This window comes from Ancylobacter sonchi, from assembly GCF_018390695.1.
GTDB lineage: Bacteria > Pseudomonadota > Alphaproteobacteria > Rhizobiales > Xanthobacteraceae > Ancylobacter > Ancylobacter sonchi.
This window is the reverse complement of sequence record NZ_JAHBGF010000014.1, coordinates 1-16181: the sequence shown is the minus strand read 5'-3', so window position 1 is coordinate 16181 and position 16181 is coordinate 1. Positions and strand designations below refer to the sequence as shown.

At 62.9% G+C, this 16181-nt stretch carries 19 protein-coding genes and 1 pseudogene; 10 read left to right on the top strand and 10 right to left on the bottom strand.

The window, feature by feature from the left end; all coding sequences use genetic code 11:
- Window positions 1-189: 189 nt before the first annotated feature.
- On the bottom strand, window positions 190-411 hold the full coding sequence (locus tag KHC28_RS06915) for a hypothetical protein (protein ID WP_214007612.1): 222 nt from the start codon (window positions 409-411) through the stop codon (window positions 190-192).
- A gap of 267 nt (window positions 412-678) precedes the next feature.
- On the opposite strand from KHC28_RS06915, the gene KHC28_RS06910 reads away from it, so the two are divergent.
- Window positions 679-948 (top strand): DUF982 domain-containing protein, encoded by a 270-nt coding sequence (locus KHC28_RS06910; protein ID WP_214007611.1) that lies wholly within the window; start codon window positions 679-681, stop codon window positions 946-948.
- A 27-nt stretch (window positions 949-975) separates the two neighbouring features.
- Here the strand turns inward: KHC28_RS06910 and KHC28_RS06905 are convergent, their stop codons facing one another.
- Window positions 976-1251 (bottom strand): hypothetical protein, encoded by a 276-nt coding sequence (locus tag KHC28_RS06905; RefSeq protein ID WP_214007610.1) that lies wholly within the window; start codon window positions 1249-1251, stop codon window positions 976-978.
- Window positions 1252-2065: 814 nt separating this feature from the next.
- Window positions 2066-2218 (bottom strand): hypothetical protein, encoded by a 153-nt coding sequence (locus KHC28_RS06900; protein WP_246564461.1) that lies wholly within the window; start codon window positions 2216-2218, stop codon window positions 2066-2068.
- Window positions 2219-2535: 317 nt separating this feature from the next.
- Between KHC28_RS06900 and KHC28_RS06895 the strand changes: the two genes are divergently transcribed.
- The 4 genes and pseudogenes from KHC28_RS06895 to KHC28_RS06880 all read left to right on the top strand — a co-directional run.
- Window positions 2536-2844 (top strand): PRC-barrel domain-containing protein, encoded by a 309-nt coding sequence (locus KHC28_RS06895; RefSeq protein ID WP_214007608.1) that lies wholly within the window; start codon window positions 2536-2538, stop codon window positions 2842-2844.
- A gap of 333 nt (window positions 2845-3177) precedes the next feature.
- Complete coding sequence (locus tag KHC28_RS06890) at window positions 3178-4308, top strand: acyl-CoA dehydrogenase family protein (RefSeq protein ID WP_214007607.1); 1131 nt, start codon at window positions 3178-3180, stop codon at window positions 4306-4308.
- Window positions 4305-5039: a PIG-L deacetylase family protein gene (locus KHC28_RS06885; protein ID WP_246564459.1), complete on the top strand. Its 735-nt coding sequence runs from the start codon at window positions 4305-4307 to the stop codon at window positions 5037-5039. The genes KHC28_RS06890 and KHC28_RS06885 overlap by 4 nt, the downstream gene beginning before the upstream one ends.
- Window positions 5036-5425 (top strand): annotated as a pseudogene (locus KHC28_RS06880) (class I SAM-dependent DNA methyltransferase); the annotation flags it as partial. The gene KHC28_RS06885 and the pseudogene KHC28_RS06880, both read left to right, overlap by 4 nt.
- Here KHC28_RS06880 and KHC28_RS27830 read toward each other — a convergent pair.
- From KHC28_RS27830 to KHC28_RS06860, 4 genes are all read right to left on the bottom strand, one after another.
- A complete protein-coding gene (locus KHC28_RS27830) occupies window positions 5411-6751 on the bottom strand; it encodes a glycosyltransferase family 2 protein (protein WP_312893118.1) in 1341 nt (446 codons plus the stop codon). The pseudogene KHC28_RS06880 and the gene KHC28_RS27830 overlap by 15 nt on opposite strands.
- A 268-nt stretch (window positions 6752-7019) precedes the next feature.
- A complete protein-coding gene (locus KHC28_RS06870) occupies window positions 7020-7445 on the bottom strand; it encodes a hypothetical protein (protein WP_246564458.1) in 426 nt (141 codons plus the stop codon).
- Window positions 7446-7520: 75 nt separating this feature from the next.
- On the bottom strand, window positions 7521-8135 hold the full coding sequence (locus tag KHC28_RS06865) for a general stress protein (protein ID WP_214007605.1): 615 nt from the start codon (window positions 8133-8135) through the stop codon (window positions 7521-7523).
- A 32-nt stretch (window positions 8136-8167) separates the two neighbouring features.
- Window positions 8168-8473, bottom strand: a complete 306-nt coding sequence (locus tag KHC28_RS06860; RefSeq protein ID WP_214007604.1) for a PepSY domain-containing protein — start codon at window positions 8471-8473, stop codon at window positions 8168-8170.
- A 137-nt stretch (window positions 8474-8610) separates the two neighbouring features.
- Here KHC28_RS06860 and KHC28_RS06855 point away from each other — a divergent pair, with 137 nt between their 5' ends.
- Together KHC28_RS06855 and KHC28_RS06850 are read left to right on the top strand one after the other, a co-directional pair.
- Complete coding sequence (locus KHC28_RS06855) at window positions 8611-8826, top strand: hypothetical protein (RefSeq protein ID WP_214007603.1); 216 nt, start codon at window positions 8611-8613, stop codon at window positions 8824-8826.
- Between the two features lie 48 nt (window positions 8827-8874).
- The gene (locus KHC28_RS06850; RefSeq protein ID WP_214007602.1) at window positions 8875-10878 is read left to right on the top strand and encodes an ABC transporter ATP-binding protein/permease; all 2004 of its coding nucleotides are present in this window, start codon (window positions 8875-8877) and stop codon (window positions 10876-10878) included.
- Between the two features lie 154 nt (window positions 10879-11032).
- On the opposite strand, the gene KHC28_RS06845 is transcribed toward KHC28_RS06850, so the two are convergent.
- The 3 genes from KHC28_RS06845 to KHC28_RS06835 form a co-directional block, all read right to left on the bottom strand.
- Complete coding sequence (locus KHC28_RS06845; protein WP_214007601.1) at window positions 11033-11434, bottom strand: RidA family protein; 402 nt, start codon at window positions 11432-11434, stop codon at window positions 11033-11035.
- Between the two features lie 37 nt (window positions 11435-11471).
- Complete coding sequence (locus KHC28_RS06840; protein ID WP_214007600.1) at window positions 11472-12431, bottom strand: quinone oxidoreductase family protein; 960 nt, start codon at window positions 12429-12431, stop codon at window positions 11472-11474.
- A 220-nt stretch (window positions 12432-12651) separates the two neighbouring features.
- Window positions 12652-13299: a hydrolase gene (locus tag KHC28_RS06835; protein ID WP_214007599.1), complete on the bottom strand. Its 648-nt coding sequence runs from the start codon at window positions 13297-13299 to the stop codon at window positions 12652-12654.
- Between the two features lie 153 nt (window positions 13300-13452).
- Between KHC28_RS06835 and KHC28_RS06830 the strand changes: the two genes are divergently transcribed.
- The 3 genes from KHC28_RS06830 to KHC28_RS27965 all read left to right on the top strand — a co-directional run.
- The gene (locus tag KHC28_RS06830; RefSeq protein WP_214007598.1) at window positions 13453-14346 is read left to right on the top strand and encodes a LysR family transcriptional regulator; all 894 of its coding nucleotides are present in this window, start codon (window positions 13453-13455) and stop codon (window positions 14344-14346) included.
- A 211-nt stretch (window positions 14347-14557) separates the two neighbouring features.
- Window positions 14558-15493 (top strand): pirin family protein, encoded by a 936-nt coding sequence (locus KHC28_RS06825; RefSeq protein WP_214007597.1) that lies wholly within the window; start codon window positions 14558-14560, stop codon window positions 15491-15493.
- Between the two features lie 120 nt (window positions 15494-15613).
- The coding region (locus tag KHC28_RS27965; RefSeq protein ID WP_214007596.1) for a hypothetical protein at window positions 15614-16181 on the top strand (568 nt) is incomplete at its 3' end.

Below are 16181 nucleotides of genomic sequence, written 5' to 3'. Positions count from 1 at the left end.
GTGCAACTTTTCTTCAATGCGGCATCGTCCCGGGGTGTTCCCTACCCGAGCGTATGCAGCCAGAATGCAAAGGTAGGTACATAGGACCGTAGCTGCTGTGCCCGAGCTGAGTGCTCTCGGTCCCGTCACCTGTCACCAGCTGGAAGGTAGTAGCCAATCTGATTGGCAGATGGCGGAGCCGACCTAATCTCAAAAGTCAGTCTTCATCGGAGCCTGATAGTCCGGCTGAACGATCTCACCTCGTTGATTGAGCGAAGCGACCATCCGGTCACCGTCCCAGATTTCAACCCGTCGACCGGCCCGCATCGCGCGGACTTGGCCAAGCACAGCCGCATCGCCGCTGCATTCCATGTCGCTCGCCATCTCCAATCCGCCTTGGTGGCCGAACATAAAAATCTTGTAGAAGGTCATGGACATCGCTCCTCGCCTTCGACGGCGTATCTATTGTGAACGCGTGCGTTTGTCGGGTGTTCCGAGCCTGACGCGCCCTGCGCGATGCTGAGCTGCGGTCGTGCGCGTCCGTCGCCGGCCGTTTTCGCCCGGAAAGGCTCTCCCGTTCGATGGAACGAACAGCAGATGGGGACGTTGGCTCCATGACTGACTGCGCCTGTTCGGTTCACCGGCACGACGACCTAGCCCCCGCCCCGCCTTGGCGGGGGCGTTTTTCCGGTGCTTCAAATGTCCATGCTTATCACGCCCATTTCCGTCTCTGAGGACGCCGCAACCCGGCGAACCTTTGGCGACGTCGAGGGCGCCGCACGGTTTCTGATGGACAATTGGCCGGAAGCATTCTCCAACACCCCGCTGCACGTCTCGGCTCGGCGAGTGGCATTGGACGCTCTAGCGAGCCATGTCCCGGTCGAAGCCTTCAGGCTGGCATTTGCATCCGCGGCAGAGGAGGCCGGCATTCTGGCGGATCCGCCGTCAATTGGCCTGAGAGTCGGCTAAACGCCAGATGGCTCACTCCTCACAAGGTCAGCGATCCGGCTTTGATTGATCCGCACCCATAAGCTGGAAGCTGCTGCCGGCAACACCACCGTCCTGGCGGCTGCACATGGCATCGTACTCGCGCTGCCTCTCCGCCATGTCAGCGATGTGCGCAAAGACGGGATCGGTGTCGCCGCCCATGATCTCACGCGCGACGACCGGCCAGAGCCGATCAATCTTCCCTTGCCTTTCGGTCGGCCAACACCCGGCGGCCAACAGATCCTGCGCGCAGATCGCACGCGCGCGCTCCTCCAGCTTTTCCATGACAGCCACGCTGCCGCCAGTGCTGACGGCGTATGAGAGATGTGGCGGATGAGGGCGCGTCCTTGGGTGACGCCATTTCAACCGTTGGGGCCGATCACCCCAGGCACGGGCTCTCATTAAGAGCACGGTAACCATAGCACGAACGGCCGAAAACGTCGCGTTCAATAGATTGGCATGGGGACGGAACCCTCTCTGCGACCAATGGTTCTTGGTAAGTGAGCAGAGTGAGGCCTTCCCCAGAATGGAAGTGATTAGATCCTTCAGCGGTGAAGGCTGGCTACGCGTCTCTGGGTTCGCGGCGACGACCGCTCGCTATGACATCAAGGTGATGCGTCGAAAGACATCGATCCCCATTGGGGGGCTCTATGCAACCGGCTTCATCGCGACGGAGATGCCATCCATGATGGGAGTGCCCCTGACTTCCGTGCTTGTCACGCTTGAGGACGGGAATGCTCACCGCGGGAAGATCACCGCAATATCGGCGCGGGGGGTGGAGGTGTTGTTTGACGCTCCTCTTGCCTTGCTCGCGGTTACGTAGCTCGATCGTCACCGCCCTATGCCGATCCTCCGGATCACAGCGACTGGTCCCCGGCATCCGCCCTAGCCTAAGTCGGCACAGCGCTTATTCCTGGGGCGCATCAAGCATGTCCACTAGGCGATTAGCCTGCCAAATCTCCATCCGAAGTCGTGTCTGCATCGCCCGAGCACATTGGACGGCGGCGAGGTCATCCGCGCAATCGACCTCTGTCGATGCGGCGATCATTCCTTCCGCTGAAAACTCCAATATCCGATAGCGATACATTGGCCCACTCGCTCATTGGGGCATCAAGGTTCGATACTCCGCTGAAAGCTCCTCGATCTCCTCAGCGCTGAACGGCCATTCGCCGACCAGTACAACTCCCTGGCGGATCTCGTTGGCGACGACAGGCCAGAAGCGATCGACCCGCTGGGCAATCTGGTCGGGCAAGAAACCCTTTCCCTGTAGATCCAGTGTGCAGATCCGACGGGCCGTCTGTTCAAGCATTTTCATCCATTCGCCATACCTTGTTACCAAACGAAGTTCTGCTCACTTGTGAACATTTCATGAGCGAGGACGGGTCGCCTCAGCGCACAATCTTGAAGTCGGCAGCCGCAAGCGCCGAAGTGAGCTTTCTCAAGACTTCGATGACGAAATCGGTCGGTCCAAAATCATTCGGACCTGGTCGATGAAGGTTGTTTCACGACGATGACGGGAACGGCTGACGTTCCCATAAGTTGACGACGCATCACCAATGGGAGGTCCCAATGGATCATGCCAATCATATCCATCTGACTCGCGCTGAACTCACGCCTGATATGCTCAATGGTGCGACGATTTATGGTCCGGGAGACCAGAAGATCGGCAGCGTGTCGCATATCCACGGGCTCGGCTCGAGCAGCGAAGTCGTCATCGATGTGGGTGGGTTCCTCGGAATTGGAGCGAAGCCGGTAGCTGTCCCCGTCGGCGATCTCGATTTCATGCGCGATGAAGACGGCGACATTCACGCCGTCACGTCGTGGACCAAGGAGCAATTGAAGGCCATGCCGGAACATCGCGACCCGATGGCGTCGTGATATGCCACGCCCGGCCGGAGCTTCGCCTCCGGTTGGGGCGGCTTAGGAGCGCTGCCTATGACATCGGATAGGCCGAAGACACGCGCTGTACCGGGTGTGCCGCCAATGCCCGACGTGGACCCGATCCCGGATGCGGCGCCGCTCAACGATCCTGTGCAACCGCCGCTGAAAGCGCCACGTCGTTCGCCCGATCAGAAAGACAAACTGCCGGATACTACCTCGAAGTCAGATCGGCGCACCTAGCTCGAGCTTGCCCGGCCGCCGACGAGCAGTCTCCCCCGGAACCTTCTGTTCCGTCGTCGCATTGCATTCCAGCAAAGGGAATGAAGCAAAATGCTGGACATCAGTGCGGAGCAGAACCGTCTCGTCACAGCGGCTTTTCGTGACGAGATGCGTCACATCGCTGATCGAGCAGCGGAATTGGACGAGGACCGTTCATTCCCCTCAGAGGATATCGCCAGGCTGACAGCAATCGGAGCTCTGGCCTCGCCCTTCGCTCGGATCGAGGACGGGGAACGACCCGTTGCACCCGAGGAACTTTTGCAAGGGCTTATTCTCCTCGGCACGGCCAGTCTCCCGCTCGGACGATTATTCGAGGGGCATGTCAACGCTGCGGAGCTGATACGCCGCTACGGAACGCGGGAGCAGCGCGAGCGAGTTGGCCGTGACGCGAAGAATGGCTGTTTGTTTGGCGTGTGGAACACCGAGGGGGCTGAAGGAGTACGATTGGCCCGTGCGAACGGACATATCACCCTCTTAGGTGCCAAGACGTTCGCAACCGGTGCGGGCTTCGTTGACCGCCCGATGATCACGGCTCGGGATGAAGACGACAGGCTGTTCATGGTGCTACCGCGCCTGGATAAAACGGCTCGGGCTGATCTCTCCGCTTGGCGAGCCCATGGTATGCGAGCCTCAGCGACCGGCACTTTCTGCTTCACGGGGCTGGTGGTCGAGCCGGACGACATCATTGGTAAGGGGGGTGACTATCACCGCCAGCCGCATTTTTCCGGCGGCGCGTGGCGGTTCTGTGCTGTTCAGCTTGGGGCAATGGAACGTCTGATCGAGGAGGCGCGGTCGTCGCTACGACGCTCTGGGCGGGATAGCGATCCCCATCAACGCGCCCGCATGGGCGAAGCGTTGATGGCGGTGGAGACGGCGCGCTTGTGGACCGAACGGGCAGCGAACATAGCCGAGGCGGACGACGCTCCCCTGCCGCCTGCAGCAGAGAATATCGTCGCTTACGTAAACCTGGCGCGCTGCGCTGTAGAGCGTGCCGGACTGGACGTCATGGAACTCGTCCAGCGTTCCATCGGCTTATCGGCTTTTCTACGGACCAATGCGGTCGAGCGAATCTGCCGAGACCTCGCCACCTATCTGCGCCAGCCGGCGCCCGATCGTACCCTGTGCGAAGGAGCGGCCTATGCGCTCCGCAGCGACCAAGCCATCGGCGAGCTCTGGCGATGATGAACGCCGCTTCCGCCTTACGAGCCATGGACGAGTTTCCACTCGCTACGCCCCACGATTTCGTGCGGCGCGGCCTCGTGGTGGTCGCGCCGCATCCAGATGACGAAAGCCTCGGTTGCGGCGGACTTATCAGTGCTTGCCGGGCCGAGGGTGTGCCGGTTGCGATCATCATCGTCAGCGACGGTGCCGGCTCGCATCCGAACTCGCAGCTGTTTCCGCCGTCACGTCTTGCGGCGCTCAGGTGCGAAGAGGCGATCGAGGCCGCCCGGCACCTTGGTGTTGCTTGTCGCGACGTGCATTTCCTGGACTTTCCTGATCGCCACGTCCCGTCGAGCGGGCCCGAACTGCGCCGGGCCGCAAATCGTGTCGCTGCTCTCTCCGGTCAGGCTGACGTCATGGCCGTTTCATGGCGGCATGATCCCCATTGCGATCATCAGGCGAGCTACGTGCTCGCCGTGGCGGCCGCGTCTCTGCTGCCAGGCTTGACGCTGTGGGAATACCCGATCTGGGGGCTGACGTTAGACCCGCTGTCGCCACTTCCCGACCCGCCATGTGCAGGCGTGCGGGTCTTGATCGAAGAACATCTTCCGACAAAGCGACAGGCTATCGCTGCACACCTTTCCCAAACGACCAATCTCGTGCCGGATGATCCCCATGGCTTCCGGCTGACTGCTCCGATGCTGGCGTTGTTCGGCACCCCGTGGGAGATCTTCATAAGGTCCGATCCATGACCACAACGCTGCCCGTATCCTATTTCGACGCGCTCTATGCGCGCTCGGATGATCCTTGGCGCTTCGAGACGAGTGCCTATGAACAGGCAAAATACCAAGCAACGTTGGACGCTTTGCCCGGGCCACGCTATCGGCGTGCTCTGGAGATCGGCTGCTCGATCGGCGTCCTGACGGAGCGCCTCGCCGATCGATGCGAGCAATTGGTGGCTATGGACCCTGCCAGCAAGGCGCTGGAATTGGCTCGTTCGCGCTGCCGCCAGATCCCTCATGTCACCTTCGTGCATGGGCAAGCGCCAGACGATTGGCCTGCCGGGCGATTCGATCTGATCCTGTTGTCCGAGGTGGTCTACTATCTCAGCTCCGATGATGTCTCACGGCTCGCCAAACGCGTCGTGGGCTCCCTCGCTCCGGGCGGCGACGTCGAGTTGGTCCATTGGATCCGGGAAACGGATTATCCGCTTTCCGGTGACGAAGCGGCTGAAGGCTTTATCGCGGAAGTATCGGGGGCGCTGTGCCTCCTCGGTCAACAGCGGACTCACGACTATCGGCTCGATCTCTTGAGCAGGCGCTGACCGCCGTTCGAGGCCTGCGAGCATGCGCTGGGCAGCGAGCAGATGTCGCTCCATTTCTACGGGCCGAAGCGGTCGCCTCGCCAGCAGCGGACACAACGCTTCCACCTTCCTCCATGCCTCACCGAAATGCCGCGGCGTTCCGTCCTGGAGGCTGCCCGGCGGCATCGCTAACCGACATTCCCATTCAGCCGCCCGGAAATCGGTCGTGAAAGCCTGACGAAAGCGGCGACGAAGGATCACCCGGCGCAATGCCGCCGGCAGTGCTTCCAGCTTTTCGTCGCCCGGCGAGTCATGAGCTTCGCACCGTCGTTTCAGCGTCGTGGCGCAGCCTCCTGCCGCACGTCCCTCAAGACGGGCAGAGGTGGAGACCACGATCGTGGGATCGTGGCGGATGGGGATATCGTGACACGCAAGGGCCAGTGCCAAAGCCTTGTCCTCGCTAACTTTCACATCGGGCTGGCCGCCAATCTTTCGATAGGCAGACAAAGTCAGTGCGAAACTCGCGCCGGATGTCGTCCAATGGTTTGGCCAAGGGTCATGGGGCACGGGATCGAGGAGAGCCGAGAGCGTGAGGAGCGCCACCTCGTAGGCGGCCTCAATGCGTCGGCGCCGGCGCAGATGGGCCGGCAGGAGAGCTTCCTCCACGGGATCGAGCTCGAAACGTCCTGCGACCGCGCCGCATCCTGCAGAGAGCCCCTCCAGGTTCCGCCTTATCCAATCGGACTTCACCAGCGTGTCGGCATCCGTGGTCAGAAGGGCGCCCTCATCGCCGGCATGCTCCAGCCACAGACGGGCGAGGTCCAATGCAAGGCCTCGCGCGAAGCCGGCATTGGCCCGATTGGGCGGCAAGCGAATGTCATGCACACGATGCGGAACGCCGGCGCCAGCGAGCTGTTGGCGCGCGCGCGATACGGTTGCGTCGCGACAATTATTGGCAAGCAGGACGATGCCGAAAGAGGCCCGACCGTCCGCGGCGGCCTCAGAGGATTGAGCGAGAAGAGCTGCCAGGCAGGCTTCTATGCGATCGCCTTCATCTCGCGCAGGGAGTGCAACGATCGCCCTTGGCGCTGCTCCATCCCACGTCTGCCGCTCATGCAGGCGAACGGCAACATCAAATCGTGAAGCGGCGCGCTCGTGCATTTATCGGAATCCTGAGGTCGGGATTTGAACGTCTGGTCCTTCGTCCCGGTTCCGCCGAGCGCGACGTGGAAAGGAGCGGGGTTCGCCTGCCTGGTGGATCTGCAGCACTGTCGTCGGCATCCGGTGGCGTGCAGGAACGACAACCTCGCAGCAGGATGAGGGAGGATCCGTCAGCCCCTCTCGACCGCCGAGCGTCGATCAATTGTGGGATAAGGGGCCGGTGGGGCGGTATCGAGGTCGACACACCGGCCCGTTTCGCGCACGCGCGTCAGCCGCGCAAAAGCCGCTCGGCAGTATCCAGCGCTCGATTGCAGGCCGCTGCGTCACCGGCGCTGTCCGCAGTCTTGGCCGCGGCCAAGGCGCTGCTCAGCTCTCCAGCCGACGATGTGCCTCCCTGTGCGGCGGTGGCCTGACCGGAGGTCTGTGCCCGTACGTCCGCGGGAGAAGTCGCCTTATTGCCGACAGTGGCATTCATGCCGGCCGTTCCGCCGGTGCCTGGGACCTCGCCTGCCTTCGGCACGCCGGCGTTGGGCGGGGTGGCCGTCGCTCCCGTGGAGTTTGTCGGCCCCGAGCCGGCATCTTTGGTCGAAGCGGCCTTCTCGATCGAGGCGAGGCGTTCGCTGCAGGGGCCAGCATTGGCCGCACCGGCGAACAGAGCGAGAGTCGCAGCGATGGTGATGAGTAGGATGTTCATGGTTCCCTCCTGCGAGTTGGAGGACCTGCACGGACCAGAGGGACATCGTGCAGGCCCTGAACTCTCCAGATCCCGTCAGAGACGGTAACGCTCGCGCTCGCGAACGACCTCCTCGGTGGTGTAGGCCGGCGCGTCGGGATCGAAGCGTGCCCAACCCTGCTCGCGATAGACTCTCTCACGTGCGGTGAGATCGACGGCGGCCTCGTTGTCCAAGATGTCTTGGGCCGCGGAGAGTTGACCATCGTCGACTTTAGCTGAGACGACCGTTCCACCGCGGCGCACGCCTTCGGCATAGAGATGCGCGTCGCGTTCCGGGACGCCTTCGGAAGTCATAGCGCCGACTACCCCGCCCACGGCGCCACCGGCCGCCGCGCCGGCGACGGCACCGAGACCGGTTGCGGCCAGCCAACCGGCCGCGACCACCGGGCCGATGCCCGGAATGGCCATCACGCCGAGGCCTGCGAGCAGCCCGCCCGCGCCACCGAGTACCGCGCCAATGCCGGCACCGGACGCCGCACCTTCGCCGGCATTGCCATTGCCTTCACGCGCATCGACACGCTGGCCGTACCAGTCGCCGGAGTTGTTGGCGATGATGCTGATGTTGGCGCGATCGACGCCCAACGCCTCGAGCTTGTTCACCGCCGAGAGGGCGTCGTCATAGTTGTCGAAAAGACCAGAAACGGTAGCCATGTGCTTTCCTTCCGTGGATATGACGCTCGGCCTCAGTGGGGAAAAACGTTGCCCTGATAATCGAGGGCGACATCATGGGAGGCGCCGGCTTTCATGGCCTTACCGCGCCAGACACCATCCTTGTCCTTCATAAGGCCGGTGATGCTGGAGAAGCCCTTGGCTTCAATACGAGATTTCGCCTGGGCTTCCGTGAAGCTATTGGCGCCCTTCGCGGGTTCGGCCGGAGGCGGCGCTTCCGGGGTAGTGACCGCCGGGGTTGCGGGCTCGGGATTGGCCGTTTGGGCGAGCGCTGGAGAAGACAAGGCAATAGCGATCGCTGCGACGATGATGCGCTTCATATTAGCCATCCATTGCTTAGAGACTATGCAACTTGAACGTTAAATTGGCAGGATGGTTCCCAGCGAATGAATGCGTCGATCAAACAATGCCTGACGACCGACCACGGTACTTATCTCGCGTATTCGGATACTTTTGAATGCGCGCCATGGTAATCGAAAACGACATCAACTATCGCGCTCCGACATCGCAAATACCGTTTCTGTCCGATGACAAATCTGGTGTAAGTAACGCCGTTGTGTCATCGCTGACGATAGCAACGGCGGTTTCGACGACCCTCTCGGGTTGGGGCGCAGCATCATTTGATCGCGACAGGCAGCGCGCGGATCCGTATCCGATCCACCCCAATTCTTGAGGCGCCCTGGCTCCGGAACATTCGGATTTGTTCTTCCGTTGTTCCGGTATGACCACGGTGATCGCGACGCCCGATGTCTCAGACCAAACGGCCGATCCGTCGGAGACAACCGAACTTGCCGATGTGGTGGCAGAGGATGGAGGAGACGTTCAGCCTCCACCCCCAGAAATCATAGTGCCCGATGCGGAGCTGTCGCCAGAGGAAGCCGAGCAACTGCGCAGATCCTATCTGCTGAAGCGGTTCTGGATCAGTGCGCGCGGCTATTGGGGGCGCCACGGCGATCGCCTCGCCTGGCTGTTCACCATCGGTCTGCTGGTGATGATCGTTGCCAATGTCGGGCTCCAATACGGCATCAATGTTTGGAACCGGGCCATCTTCGACGGCATCGAGAAGCGCGATGCCGCAACGGTGCTTTTCCTGACCGGGGTGTTTTTCCCTCTCGCTATAGGCAGCGTGCTGCTCGGTGTCGCGCAGGTCTATGCGCGCATGGGTATGCAGCGCCGCTGGCGTGCTTGGCTAACCAATTCGGTCGTGTCGCGATGGCTGACCGGTGGGCGCTATTATCAACTTAATCTCGTCAGCGGCGATCACGACAATCCAGAATACCGCATCGCGGAAGATCTGAGAGTCGCCACGGATTCGCCCATTGATTTTATTGCCGGGGTGACTTCGGCCTTGCTTTCCGCGGCGACCTTCATCGTGGTCCTGTGGACCATCGGCGGAGCGCTCACATTAAGCATCGGCGGCGCCGAGCTTACCATCCCCGGTTTCCTGGTGGTCGCCGCCGTGCTCTACGCCGCCATCGCTTCGGGTTCGATCGTTTTCATCGGTCGGAGCTTTGTCGCGGTATCCGAAGGCAAAAACCAGGCTGAGGCAGAGTATCGCTACGTGCTCACCCGAGTCCGGGAGAACGGTGAGAGCATCGCCCTGCTCGGCGGAGAAAAGGAGGAAAGGGAAGGAATAGACCGGACCTTTTCCAATGTGCTGCGCCAATGGGCGCGCCTTGCCGGTCAGCATATGCGCACCACGACCGTGTCGCAGGGGTCCAGCCTGATCGCCCCGGTGGTCCCCATCCTCTTATGCGCCCCGAAATATCTCGATGACGGCATGACTCTCGGGCAGGTCATGCAGGCGGCGTCCGCCTTCACCATCGTCCAGACGGCGTTCGGCTGGCTGGTGGACAATTATCCTCGCCTTGCAGACTGGAACGCCTGTGCACGCCGCATTGCCTCTCTGATGATGTCTCTCGATGCACTGGAACGTGCCGAGCGCGGCGAAGGAGTGGGGCGGATCAAGCGCGAACAGACTGAAAACGGCGCCATACTCGGCCTCAACGACCTCTCCGTCACGCTTGACGACGGCGCCGCCGTGGTGGCCGAGACGGAGGTGATGATCGAGCCCGGAGAACGGGTTCTGGTCGCCGGAGCTTCCGGCAGCGGCAAGAGCACGCTGATCCGCGCCATAGCCGGCCTCTGGCCCTGGGGCGGCGGGTCGGTGAACATCCGCGCGGGACGGCGGCTCTTCATGCTGCCGCAGAAGCCCTACGTGCCTTCAGGAACTCTGCATCGGGCGGCGGCCTATCCGGGCGCGGCCGAGGACTGGGCGAGAGAGGAGATTGGCGCGGCGCTCGACAAGGTGGGGCTTAGCCATCTCAAGGAGAGCATCGAGAAGGACGGTCCATGGGATCAGACGCTCTCCGGCGGCGAGAAGCAGCGCTTGGCCTTCGCTCGATTGCTATTGCACCGTCCTGACATCGTCGTGCTGGACGAAGCCACGTCCGCGCTGGATGAGAAGAGCCAGGACCAGATGATGGAGATGCTGACCACCGAATTGCCGGAAGCCACGATCGTCAGCGTCGCCCATCGTGTCGAGCTGGAAGCCTTTCACAGCCGCAAGATCGTGCTGGAGCGCCGGAAGGGCGGCGCCAGGCTGGTGACGGATATCGACCTTATCCCGCGCAAGGGCGCCCCGCGGCTGATCGGCCGCTTTCTCCGCCGCAAGCGAGCGAAAGCGGATAAGGACAGTGCCGGGCCGCTTGGAATCAGGCGCTAGTTCCTGCCTCTTTGAAGCTCTCGACGAAGCCGTTCTGCATCGGCTTGCCGGGGACTGATATCTCGCCATTCGACGCCGGTCTGCTGGCGCGGCTGGTTTCGGGGTGGATCGCACGGTCACATGATCGAGGCCGGATCGGCGTGCCCCGCGCGGCTCAGGCGATGATGGCGGTCACGCGGATCTCGATGCGCATGGTCGGTAGTCCGAGTGCTCCGACACCCGTCTGCGTCCAGATCGGCGCGTGGTCAGGCATGTAGTGGCGATAGAGCCGAACCATCGTCGCGTTGACCTCCGGCGGAAAGCCGCCGACATGGTAGGAATTGACGTGCACCACATGTTCCCAGCCCGCGCCGCCCGCCGCCAGCGTGCGCTCCACGTTGCGGAAGGCCTGAAGGATCTCGTCCTCCAACGCGTCGGGAATCCGTAGATCGTCGTCCCAGCCGCCCTGGCCGGATATCTCCACGCGATTTCCGATCCGCACTGCCTGTGAGTAATGCAGCAGGTCGCGCAGGCGTTCCCCATAACCTTGGGTGACGAAGAATTCCGGCTTTTCCATTCTCTCTTCTCTCCAGTGATACAGCCCGGACGGCACATCAGGGGACGATGACGACGCGCCCGAGGATGGAACGGGCTCCGGCATAGGCGTGGGCTTCGGCAGCGGCCGCGAGCGGAAAGCTTCTGTCCACGATCACCCTGAGCGCTCGAGTCGCCGCCAGTTCCAGCATCCGGGAGACCGTGCGGTAGACATCCGGCTTTTCTAATTGCGTTCCCATGAAGACGCCGAAAAGCGATTGGTTCGCCTGCAGCGCCGGCCACAGATCGATACCGAGCTGCGACCCACCAACATTGCCGACGAAGACCAGGCGCCCCTCGGGGCGGAGCGCCGCCAGGGAAGCTTGCAAGGTGATTCCGACCGGGTCCACGACGAGATCCGCGCCACGGCCTTCCGTCAGGCGCATGACCGCCTCGACGACGTCGGCCGAGCGATGATCGATCGCGTGATCGAGGCCGAGGCCGACGAGGCGTTCAGCCCTCTCGGCTCCGGAGACCGTTGCAAGCACGTTCGCGCCGGCCCGATGCGCGAGCTGGATGGCGGCGAGCCCGACGCCGCCGGCGCCGGCCTGGATGAGAACGGTTTCGCCGCGCTTCAAACCACCCCGTGCGAAGAGGCAGTGATGAGCGGTCCCGAAGGCGATCGGCAGGGCGGCGGCCGCGGCCATGTCGAGCCCTTCCGGCACGGGCCAGGTCCGGCTGGCGGCAACGGCGCGCAGCTCCGCGTGCGATCCGGCGAGATCGAAGCTCACCACCTTCTGGCCCGGCCGGCGATCCTTGACCTTCTCCCCGACCGCGATGATCTCGCCGGCGGCGGCATAGCCGACGACGAAGGCCGGATGGGGCGGAGGCGTAGACGCACGATTGATCAGGTCGCCGCCCTCGATGGCGGCAGCCTCGACGCGGATCAGCACGCCGTCGCTTGGGCACACCGGATCGGGAACATCCGCGTAGCGCAGGACATACGGCGGGCCGGGGTGATCATAGATGGCTGCTTTCATGGCCCTCTCACGATGCCATCACTCGCTTGGGGAAGGGGTGGACGCGCCAGCAACCGGGGCAGGCGCCGGAGCGGCTGTCAGCCGCCAAATCGACCCGGCATTCGCGCAGATTGCATTCGGCGCCGGCATCACAACACTGTCCCCCGCCAGGCGAGGGGTAGCGAGGTCCGCATGCGGATCGTTTCGACGCGCATCGACGTTCCCGCCACCCCGGCCCGGATCAGCCGACGTTCACCGGCGTGTGGAGCAGCTGCTGCTCCCACAGATAGGCGATGCCGCTGCCACCGCCGTGCTGCACGAGCACCTCGGTCAGCTTGGCAGCCGTATCGAGCCGTGCCCAGTCGCGCTGCCATTCGCCGGCCACCGCCATCCAGGTCATCACATTCGCGCCGGCCGCGATCATGCGCTGGATGGCGACCTCATGGGATTCGACCGAAATGCCGCCGGAGGCATCGGTGACCACGGTCACGTCCCAACCTTCGCCGAGGGCCTGGATCACCGGCATCGCGACGCACACCTCGGTCCACAGGCCGGCGATGATCAATTGCTTGCGGCCGGACGCCTTGACCACGTCCACCACCTTCGGATCCTGCCAGGTGTTGATGAGCGTGCGATCGATCACCTCCTGGCCCGGAAACACGTCGGTGATCTGCGGGAAGAGGAGGCCGCCCCGCTCGGCGATCACGGAGGTCAAGATGGTGGGGACGCCGAAGGCCTTGGCGGTCTTCGCAAGGCCCGCCGTATTGTTGATCACCATCTGCGGCTCGTGGCTGTTCAGGTTCGCGAGCTGGTAGGGTTGGTGATCGATCAGAACGAGGACCGAATCTTCAGGGCGAAGCAGCGAAGCAAGGCCATTGCGGAAGGTCATTACTGCGTCCTTTGCTGCCGCTTTGAGCGGCGCTGGTTTTGCGGGAGACAGGCGCCGCCGGGCAGCACGTGCCGGACGCAATTTGCCGTTCCGTTAGGTGATGAGGTAGTGCCATAGTCGGGCACGCTGTGTCGCAAAACGGGGAACGCCGACTTGGACCTTGAGGATCTGCAGACGTTCGTCGCTGTGGCCGATGCCGGGGGCGTCTCGGCCGCTGCACGCCGGCTCGGCATCTCCAAATCGATCGTCAGTCGGCGGCTTTTGGGGATCGAAGCGGAGTTCGGCGTTCAGCTGCTGGCGCGGACGACCCGCGGCGCTGCACTGACAGAAGCGGGGATCACGTTCAGAGAGCATGCGGCCCGGGCCAGTGCCGAGATCGATGCGGCCAGGGAATCTATCCTGCCCACCGGTGACCTGCGTGGCCGTCTGAGGGTTGCCATGCCGCTTACGTTCGGGCCGACCCACTTCGCCCCCGTACTGGCGGAAATGGCACGCCAGCACCCGCAGCTCCACATTCATACCTCCTACAGCGATCGCTTCGTCGATCTCATCGCCGAGGGGTTCGATTGCGCGATCCGGGGCGCCTACCTGCAGGACTCCAACCTGATCGCGAAGCGCGTCGGGCCGATCCATGGCAAGCTTGTCGCGAGCCCGGCCTATATCGAGGCGCACGGGTCACCCGAGACACTGGAGGAACTCGTCGCCCACCAGGCGCTCATGCAGGGAACGGAAGCCTGGCAATTCATGGATGGCGACAGGATCGTTACGATCCAGCCGCAGGGCAGGTTCAAGGCCGACAGCGCCACGGCGCTCGCCGCCGCGGCGGTGGCGGGCCTGGGCATCGCTTGGCTCCCCGACTGCATCACCTATGAACATGTGGCCTCTGGCGCGCTGGTTCCGATCATGACGCGCTATCCGGTACCTCCGGGGGCCGTGTATGTCGTCCGCCCGCCGGGGCAGCACCCTGTACGGAAGGTCCGGGTGCTCACCGAGATGCTCACCGAGTACTTCGCCAAAAATCCGGACGTTTGGGGACATGAAGGCTAAAAGCTGAGCGAGGCGAAGCCTTATTGAGGAATTGCGCTCGACGGCCGCTCGGCTGCGAACTGCCGAACTCGACGATCTTGCCCGCATGTTCCACTCGCGGCGACACAGCTTGACGCGTCGCAAGGCTAGTCGGGCAGGCAGCCTTTTGCCAGCTTGAGCATAGCATCGGCAAGGGCGAGGCCTCCCGGAAGCCTAGGAAAGGATGACGCGCATGAGTTGGAATCCGGCAATCGACCCGGGCTGTCCCGATGAGGTCGGCCTCGACGCGATCGAAACTCTCATCGTTCCACGCGCTCGCGATCTCGGCGGCTTCGAGGTGCGGCGCGCCTTGCCGGCGCCGAAACGGCAGATGGTCGGGCCGTTCATCTTCTTCGATCAGGCCGGGCCGGCCGAATTTCTGACCGGACAGGGTGTCGACGTTCGCCCGCATCCGCATATTGGCCTCGGCACCGTCACCTATCTCTATCGTGGGGATTTCCATCACCGGGACAGCACTGGGGCGGACCAGATCATCCGTCCCGGCGAATTGAACTGGATGGTCGCCGGGCGCGGTGTGACCCATTCCGAGCGCACGTCAGCGGCGGCCCGAAGCGCTCCGAACAGCCTGTTCGGCATTCAGACTTGGCTGGCGCTGCCCGAGCGTCACGAGGATATGGCGCCGATGTTCGAGCATCATGGCAAGGAGGTGCTGCCGGTGATCGAGGATGGCGGCGTCTCGGTCCGGCTGATCCTTGGGGACGCTTATGGTGTGAAGGCCCCTGCGACGATGTACTCGGAGACGTTCTACGCCGACGTGGCGCTCGAAGCAGGCAGCCAGTTGCCGATGCCGGATGGTCACGAGGACCGAGGCGTCTACATCGTCGAAGGCTCGATCTCGGTCGCCGGTCAGGATTTCGAAGCGGGGCGGATGATGGTCTTCCGCCCCGGCGACATGATCACGGTCGCGGCCGGCGACAGAGGCGCGCGCCTGATGATCCTCGGTGGCGCGACCCTTTCGGGGCCCCGCTACATCTGGTGGAACTTCGTCGCCTCTTCACGCGAGCGTATCGAGGAGGCCAAGGCCGATTGGCGCGCGCAGAACTGGGGCAAGGGACTCTTCGATCTCCCGGCCGATGACCGGGATGAGCACATTCCACTTCCGGACTGACCGGTGCGCACCTGTTCGATAGCCCAAGCCATTTTGCTCGGCGGGACGCCCTGTGAGCTTAGAGTGTTGTCAGTGATCTCTATCAGCAGATTCGAATGTCTGCTTCCCGGCGAGAGTCGAGTGTCGCTTTCTGGCGCAATGCAGTTTCTTTCATTGATCTGCTTGCTTGACGCGACCTACCTAAAGAAGAGCGTACAGCAACGCACTTACCAAGAGATCCCGATCGATTCGTCGATGGATACCAGCCATTGTCAAAGCAAAGCAACTGTTGCTGCCCAACGTGCCGGGGACGCTCTTATTGCCGCATCGTCCTATCCCTCCGCTCCCGAAGGCACGGCCGGTTTCGCATCGATCCAGGCTCTCGTCTCGGTCAGCAATTCGCTCGACAGAGCGCGATCGTCGATGGCACGGGATAGGATGACCGCGCCGACCATCGCAGCCCAACTGCCGATGGCAGCCCGGCGCAGCCCGGCGGGGTCGGGCGCCGGCATCACGTCGGCGAGAGCATCAATCTGCGTGGCAAGCCGCTGGGCCGTTGCGGCGCGAGCTTCCGGGTGTGAATCGGCGTGGAATAAGGGCTCTGACTCACTTTTGATGGAGTTGAGCGTCTGGCTGGCATTGGTTCATGTGGAGAAACAATGCCATGGGTCAGCATTTACGGGTCTCGGAGTTGGTGCCGCGCGGGTTT